The sequence below is a fragment of the Gryllotalpicola sp. CP2-P1 genome (genome assembly GCF_057512245.1).
In genome coordinates this window covers 1-7,203 of record NZ_JBLRDT010000130.1, presented here as the reverse complement: position 1 = coordinate 7,203, position 7,203 = coordinate 1, and the positions used below count along the sequence as shown (strand labels likewise).

7 protein-coding genes are annotated in these 7,203 nt (G+C 70.4%); 3 read left to right on the top strand and 4 right to left on the bottom strand.

The window, feature by feature from the left end:
- On the top strand, positions 1 to 340 hold a 340-nt coding region (locus ACM2XV_RS10555; RefSeq protein ID WP_487026898.1), incomplete at its 5' end, for an LPXTG cell wall anchor domain-containing protein.
- Between the two features lie 94 nt (positions 341 to 434).
- Here ACM2XV_RS10555 and ACM2XV_RS10550 read toward each other — a convergent pair.
- Both ACM2XV_RS10550 and ku read right to left on the bottom strand, forming a co-directional pair.
- Positions 435 to 812 carry a VOC family protein gene (locus ACM2XV_RS10550; protein WP_487026897.1) on the bottom strand — a complete coding sequence of 126 codons (378 nt, stop codon included), beginning with the start codon at positions 810 to 812 and terminating at the stop codon, positions 435 to 437.
- A 22-nt stretch (positions 813 to 834) separates the two neighbouring features.
- The gene (gene ku, locus ACM2XV_RS10545) at positions 835 to 1,707 is read right to left on the bottom strand and encodes a non-homologous end joining protein Ku (RefSeq protein WP_487026896.1); all 873 of its coding nucleotides are present in this window, start codon (positions 1,705 to 1,707) and stop codon (positions 835 to 837) included.
- 76 nt (positions 1,708 to 1,783) lie between these two features.
- Between ku and ACM2XV_RS10540 the strand changes: the two genes are divergently transcribed.
- Positions 1,784 to 4,255 carry an ATP-dependent DNA ligase gene (locus ACM2XV_RS10540; RefSeq protein ID WP_487026895.1) on the top strand — a complete coding sequence of 824 codons (2,472 nt, stop codon included), beginning with the start codon at positions 1,784 to 1,786 and terminating at the stop codon, positions 4,253 to 4,255.
- Here the strand turns inward: ACM2XV_RS10540 and ACM2XV_RS10535 are convergent.
- The gene (locus ACM2XV_RS10535) at positions 4,192 to 5,391 is read right to left on the bottom strand and encodes an XdhC family protein (RefSeq protein WP_487026894.1); all 1,200 of its coding nucleotides are present in this window, start codon (positions 5,389 to 5,391) and stop codon (positions 4,192 to 4,194) included. The genes ACM2XV_RS10540 and ACM2XV_RS10535 overlap by 64 nt on opposite strands.
- A gap of 58 nt (positions 5,392 to 5,449) precedes the next feature.
- On the opposite strand from ACM2XV_RS10535, the gene ACM2XV_RS10530 reads away from it, so the two are divergent.
- Positions 5,450 to 6,586: a ThiF family adenylyltransferase gene (locus ACM2XV_RS10530; protein ID WP_487026893.1), complete on the top strand. Its 1,137-nt coding sequence runs from the start codon at positions 5,450 to 5,452 to the stop codon at positions 6,584 to 6,586.
- A 121-nt stretch (positions 6,587 to 6,707) separates the two neighbouring features.
- Here ACM2XV_RS10530 and ACM2XV_RS10525 read toward each other — a convergent pair.
- On the bottom strand, positions 6,708 to 7,203 hold a 496-nt coding region (locus ACM2XV_RS10525; protein WP_487026892.1), incomplete at its 5' end, for a TetR/AcrR family transcriptional regulator.

The following is a 7,203-nucleotide window of genomic DNA, read 5'->3' as shown; positions in this document are numbered from 1 at the left end:
CGACGGCACCAACCCCGGCGACGGCACCAACCCCGGCGACGGCACCAACCCCGGTGATGGAACCAACCCCGGTGATGGAACCAACCCCGGTGATGGCGCGAACGGCGGCAACGGCGGCTCCGAGACGACCGGTCTGATCACCGGCGCCGTCGCTGCCAGCGCCCCGGTCACCCTCGACGCGGCAGCTGCCCCGGCAGCCGCTTCGGCCGCGGGCGCCCTGGCCACCACCGGAACAGACATCAGCGCCGGGCTCGCCTCTGCGCTCGCCCTGCTGATGATCGGCGCAGTCGCACTTCTGCTGCGCCGGAAGGAGCGGACTGCCGGCACTCCCCGCCGGTAACCGCATCCCTTGACTGGGGCCGACGCGGTCAGGAACCACCCCTCCTGACCGCGTTGGCCCCATCAGTCGTCGGGCGGGCGATCACCGGGCGGGGTCAGCCCTGCAGGATCGACAGGATGTTGCCGCTCGGGTCCCGGAACCAGCCGATGTCGGGCCCCTGCCCGGCCTCTCTGCCGCGCACGACGCCGTTGTCGCTGTGCGGCATGCCCTCGTAGCGCTCGAGCTCGATGCCCGCCGCCGCGAGCTCTGCGGCAGCCACGTCGATGTCCTCGACCTCGAAGTTCAGCACCGTGTAGCCCGCAGGGGTGAAGCTCGGCGACCGGTAGACGAACAGCGCGCCGCCGGGCAGTCGCAGCGTGAGCCCAGCGGGGTTCTCGTCGACCGTGAGACCGAGCTTTCCGCCGTAGAACTGCTTGGCCGCATCGAGGTCGTCGACGCCGAGCCCGCTGAACGCGTGCGTGGATGTCAGCATGGTGTGGCTCCTTTGCTCGCGGTCAGTTTGCCTTTCGGCGCCTGCTGCCGGAAGAGCGCGAGCCGGGCGACCCGGAAGACGCGGACGACCCCGCCGACCGCTTGCGGTCGACGCTGCGGCGCAGCGCCTCCATCAAGTCGACGACCTCGGCGCCGCCTTCCTCGCCGCCCTCGTCCTCGGCTTCCTCGCCGAAGGTGGCGGCGGTGTCGACCGTGTCGCCCTGTTCGAGCTTGGCGTCGATGAGCTTCTTGAGCTCGTCCTGGTACTCGTCCTTGTAGTCCTCGGGGTTGAAATCCGCCTCGAGGCTCTTCACGAGCGAGTCCGCGAGCTCCTGCTCCTTCGCCGTGATGCGCGGCGGCTTCTCGAGCACCGAGAAGTCGGCCTCGCGCACCTCGTCGCCCCACAGCAGCGATTGCAGCACCATCACCCCGTCGTCGTGCACGCGCAGCGCACCCAGATGGGTCTTGTTGCGCAGCGCGAATCGCACGATCGCCGTGCGGTCGGTGCGTTCGAGCGTCCGGCGCAGCAGCACGTATGCCTTCACGCCGCCCTTCTCGGGCTCGAGGTAGTAGCTGCGCTCGAAGGTGATCGGGTCGAGCTGCTCAGACGGCACGAACTCGATGACCTCGACGTCGTCGCGGCTCGCCTCTGGCAGCGCCTCCATGTCGTCGTCGTCGATCACGACCGTGCGGTCCCCCGCGTCGTAGGCGTGGTCGATGTGCTCGAACGGGATGACCTTGCCGCAGATATCGCAGCGGCGCTCGTAGTGGATGCGCCCGCCGTCTTTGTCGTGCACCTGGTGCAGGGCGATGTCGTGGTCCTGCGTGGCCGTATAGATCTTCACGGGCACGTTCACGAGCCCGAAGGAGATCGAGCGCTTACCGATAGCTCGCATAGATCCATCTGGCCCAGGCATCCGCTCGATTTCAACCCCCTGGAGGCGAGGCGGGCGCGACCTTAGCCTGCCGCACGTGGCGAAGAAGAATGAGCAGATCGTTGAGGTCGAGGGTCACCGCCTCACGCTGAGCAACCTCGACAAGGTGATGTACCCCGAGACGGGGACCACGAAGGGCGACGTGATCAGGTACTACACCGAGGTCGCGCCCTACCTGCTGCCGTACGCCGCAGGCCGGCCCGTGACGCGCAAGCGCTGGGTGAACGGCGTGGGCACGGCCGAGAAGCCCGGCATGGTGTTCTTCCAGAAGGACCTCGACGACTCGACGCCCGACTGGGTGGCGCGTCAGGTGATCCACCACAAGGACCACGACAACAGCTACCCGCTGCTGAACGACGTCGCGACGCTGACCTGGCTGGCGCAGATCGCGTCGCTCGAGCTGCACGTGCCGCAGTGGAGATTCACGGATGCCGGCGAGCGCGGCAATCCCGACAGGATGGTGCTCGACCTCGACCCCGGTGAGGGCGTCGGGCTGCCCGAGTGCGTCGAGGCGGCGAAGCTCGTCAAGGCGATCCTCGACGACATGGGGCTCGACTCCGTTCCCGTCACAAGTGGCAGCAAAGGCATCCACCTCTACGCCGCGCTCGACGGGAACTCGACCTCCGAGCAGATCAACCAACTCGCTCACGAGCTCGCACGCTCGCTCGAGGCGGATCACCCCGACCTCGTCATCTCGACCATGAAGAAGGTCGATCGGCGCGGCAAGGTGATGCTCGACTGGAGCCAGAACAACGCCGCGAAGACGACCGTCACGCCCTACTCGCTGCGCGGCCGATCGCGGCCATTCGTCGCGATGCCGCGCACCTGGCGCGAGATCACCTCTGGTCGCCTGCGCCAGATCGAGCTGCACGAGGTCATGGGGCTGATAAAGAAGCGGGGGGATGCCGCGCAGCCGCTGGCCCCGCCCGCGCAGAACGATGCGGAGGCGGACAGGCTCGCGACCTATCGCAGCATGCGCGATGCGAAGAAGACGCCGGAACCGGTGCCTGAGAAGGCGCCGCTGCCGGGGGCCGGGAAGTCGTTCGTGATCCAGAAGCACGCCGCGCGGCGGCTGCACTACGACTTCCGGCTCGAGCACGACGGCGTGCTGGTCAGCTGGGCGCTGCCGAAGGGCGTGCCCGCGCCCGGAGAGAAGAACCACCTCGCGGTGCACGTCGAGGACCACCCGATCGAGTACGGCTCGTTCTCGGGCGACATCCCGAAGGGCGAGTACGGCGCGGGCCACGTGGATATCTGGGACCACGGGACATACGAGTTCGAGAAGTTCCGCGACAACGAGGTGATCGCGACACTGCACGGCCAGCGCGACGGGGGCCTCGGCGGCGAGCCGGTGAAGGTGGCGCTGATTCAGACCAAGCAGGGCGGCGACGAGAAGAACTGGCTGATTCACCGGATGGAACTGGATCAGCAGGGGAAGAGGGGGAAGAGCTCGTCGTCAGGAGAGGGTCTCGATACGGTCGCAGAGCGACCTACTCGACCAGCGGGCAAGAAGGCCCCTGCCAAGAAGCGGTCAGGCAAGGCATCCGCGTCGAAACGCGAGTACCGGCCCATGCTCGCAACGCTCGGCAGCGAGAAATCCGCGCACGCGGAGGACGCGGCCGTCGAGATGAAGTGGGACGGCGTGCGCGTGCTCGCCTATGTGCGCGGCGGCGAGACGAAGCTCGTGAGCCGCAACGGCATCGACATCACGACGACGTACCCCGAGTTCGCCGACCTCGCCGAGCGCACGGGCGGCCACGACGTGGTGCTCGACGGCGAGGTGATCGGCGTCGACAAGCGCGGGCTGCCCGACTTCGGGCTGCTGCAGCAGCGCATGAGGCTGACGAAGCCCGGCGACGTCGAGCGCGTGCGCAAGGGCGTGCCGGTGAAGTTCATGCTGTTCGACCTGCTCGAGCTGGACGGCGAGGATGTCACAGGGCACGGCTATGACGAGCGGCGGCGGATGCTGGAGGACACGGTGCGCTCTGAAGGCGACATCCTGGTGCCGCCCGAGTTCGACGGCACGGTCGACGAGGCGCTCGGCCGGGCGCGCGAGCTGCGCCTCGAAGGCGTCATGGTGAAGGACCGCGAGGCGCCCTACCGCGTCGGAAAGCGCTCGGAGGCATGGATCAAGGTCAAGCTGCACCGCACGCAGGAGGTCGTCGTCGCCGGGTGGCGCCCCGGCAACGGGCGGCGGGCCGGAACCGTGGGGTCGCTGCTGCTCGGGATTCCGAGCGAGGCCGGCCTCACATACGTCGGGCGCGTGGGCACCGGATTCACCGACCGAACGCTCGACGAGCTGGCGGCGCTCGCCAAGAAGCGCGAACGGAAGACGCCCGCGCTCGTCGATGTGCCGCGCGCGGATGCGAGCGACGCGCACTGGCTGAGGCCCGATCTCGTCGGCGAGGTCGAGTTCGCCGAATGGACGCGCGACGGCCGGCTGCGTCAGCCGTCGTGGCGGGGGCTGCGGCCCGACAAGGCGCCGGAGGAGATCGTGCGCGAGTCGTGAGCCCAGGGCGACGCGAGGTCGTTCGCGCGATGGATGGGGCCGGAGGCCTCGGCGAGCGCGGCGCCCGAGCCGCCCCAGCGCGCCGCGATGATCTCGGCGGCGATGGACACCGCGGTCTCCTCAGGAGTGCGCGCGCCAAGGTCGAGGCCGAGCGGGCTGCGCAGCCGCTGCAGTTCGGCATCCGTCACTCCCGCCTCGCGCAGCCGCCGAGCGCGGTCGTCGTGCGTGCGGCGCGACCCCATCGCGCCGAGGTACGCGACCCGCGGGCCGCGCAGGGCGACCTCGAGCAGCGGCACGTCGAACTTCGGGTCATGGGTGAGCACGCAGATCGCGGTGCGGCCGTCGACGGCACCGGCGGCGAGCTGCGCGGCGAGATAGCGATCGGGGCGATCGACGACGACCTCGACCCCGGGGAAGCGCTCGGCCGTCGCGAACACCGGCCGCGCGTCGCACACCGTGACCCGGAAGCCGAGGAAGGCGCCCTGCCGCGCGAGGGCCGCCGCGTGCGCCGTCGCACCGAAGACGAGCATGCGCGGGGCGGGCGCGAAGCTGTGCACGAAGACGCGCATGCCGCTGCCGAGCCGCTCGCCCTCTGGCCCGCACTCGAGGACTCCCGTGCCGCCCTGCGCGAGCATGCCGCGCGCATCGTCGCCCACGCGCAGGTCGGCGACGGGCGAGCCGAGCGTGCCGAGCGTCTCGTCGGGGCGCACCACGAGGTGGGCGCCGACGCGTGAGGCATCCGGATGCCCCACAACGGTCGCGAGCGCGACCGGTCGGTCATCGGCGAGGTCTGCGGCGAGCGCCTCGAGCTCGGGGAAGGTGCGCGGCGAGAGAGCCTCGATGAAGACGTCGAGGATGCCGCCGCAGCTCAGGCCCACCGCGAAGGCGTCGTCGTCGCTCACGCCGAAGGTCTCGAGGGTGGGCGGGGTGCCGGCGATCGCCTCGCGGGCCAGGTCGTAGACGGCGCCTTCGACGCAGCCGCCCGAGACCGAGCCCATGACCGAGCCGTCGGCCGTGACGAGCATCGCGGCGCCCGGCTCGCGCGGCGCCGAGCGGAAGGTGCGCACGACCGTCGCGAGGCCCGCGACCTCACCCGAGCGCCACGCCCCCAGCATCCGTTCGATCACATCGCGCATTTCAGGCGAGCGTAATGCGCCGGGGCGCCGGGTGCGCGCACGGTGTGAGAATCGAGGGGTGCCGGATCTCGCGCGCTACTCCCGTCAGCTGATGCTGCCCGGCTTCGGCTCGGGCGGCCAGGCGGCGCTCGGCGCAGCGCGCGTGCTCGTCATCGGCGCCGGCGGTCTCGGCAGCGCGGTGCTGCCGCAGCTCGCGGCGATGGGCATCGGCACGATCGGCATCGTCGACGACGACGTGGTCGACGCGACCAACCTGCACCGGCAGACGCTGTATGCGCCGTTCGACGTCGGGGCGCCCAAGGCTGCCCGGGCCGCGGCCCGGCTGCGCGAGCTGAACCCCGAGGTGAGCGTGCATGCGCACCTCGACCGGCTGTCGTCGTCGAACGCGCTCGAGCTGTTCGGTGCATACGACCTCGTGATCGACGGCAGCGACAACTTCCCGACGCGGTACCTCGTCGACGACGCCGCGACGCTGAGCGGCATCCCCTCGGTGTGGGGCGCGGTGCACCAGTTCGGCGGCCAGGTCGGCGTCTCGTGGTCTGATCGGGGGCCGACGTATCGCGACCTGTTCCCCGTGCCGCCCGAGCCCGGCACCGTGCCGTCGTGCGCCGAGGCGGGCGTGCTGCCATCGGTGTGCACGGTGGTCGGCGGCCTGCTCGTGAGCGAGGCCGTCAAGCTCATCACCGGCATCGGCGAGCCGCTGCTCGGGCGTGTGGTCGCGTACGACGCGCGCGGCGGCGGATTCCGCGAGCTCGCGTATGCGCGCGACCCTGAGCGGATGCCGGTGACCGGGCTCATCGATTACGAAGCCTTTTGCGGCGTCGCCGCCCGAGAAGAAACGGATGCCACAGCCATGACTCCCCCTGCAGACCAGACCCCCGACGAGATCTCGCCCGAGGCGCTCGCCGCACTGCGCGCCGCCGGCGAGGCGATCCAGCTCGTCGATGTGCGCGAGCCGTGGGAGGCCGACCTCGCGTCGCTGCCTGGCGCAGTGCTGATTCCGTCGCGGCAGCTCGTCGCGCGCTGGAGCGAGCTCGACCCTGCTGCGCCCACCGTCGTCTACTGCCACTCGGGGTATCGCTCTGCGATCGCGCGCGACCAGCTGCGGCAGCTGGATTTCGAGTCGGTCACCTCGCTCGCCGGCGGCATCGACGCGTGGTCGCGCGAGGTCGATGCGTCGGTTCCTCGCTACTGACGGGGTCTCGATACGGTCGCAGAGCGACCTACTCGACCAGCGGGGTGAGGCGCAGAGCGGCCCACTCGACCAGCGGGGTGAGGCGCGGCGCAGCGCGAGCTACTCGACCAGCGGGGCGGGGCTATTGGATGCCGCGCAACAGATTGTCGATCAGCGCGTCGACGAACGCCTCGGTGACGGGCTCGTCGGGAATGAGCAACCGGTGGTAGACCGCGCCCCAGAGCTGGTCGACGAGCACCTGCAGGTCGACATCGCCCCGGATCTGGCCCGCCTCGACCGCCTTCTGCATGCGCGCGACGGCGAGGCGCCGCCGCTCTGAGGAGTACAGCTCGCGGTACGCCCGGGCGAGGTCGGCGTCGCTCTGGGCGCGGCCGATGATCTCGGTGAGCACCCGGCCGCCGGCGGTCTGCGTCATCACGCGGGCGAACGAGTGCAGTTGATGGGTCAGATCGGCGCGGATGTCCCCCGTGTCCTCGAAGGCCAGCATGGGCTCGACCGCGTGGAAGTAGCCGTCGAGGGCGAGCGCCCCCGCCGACGGCCACCACTTGTAGATCGTCGTCTTGCTGACGCCCGAGGCGCGGGCGATGCCGTCGAAGGTGACCGCCGCCATGCCCTCG

What these genes read in the sequence shown, in the direction of transcription:
- ku (WP_487026896.1), bottom strand. Translation starts at nt 1,707, where the DNA reads ATGCGAGCTATCGGTAAGCGCTCGATCTCCTTCGGGCTCGTGAACGTG.
- ACM2XV_RS10535 (WP_487026894.1), bottom strand. Translation starts at nt 5,391, where the DNA reads ATGCGCGATGTGATCGAACGGATGCTGGGGGCGTGGCGCTCGGGTGAG.
- ACM2XV_RS10550 (WP_487026897.1), bottom strand. Translation starts at nt 812, where the DNA reads ATGCTGACATCCACGCACGCGTTCAGCGGGCTCGGCGTCGACGACCTC.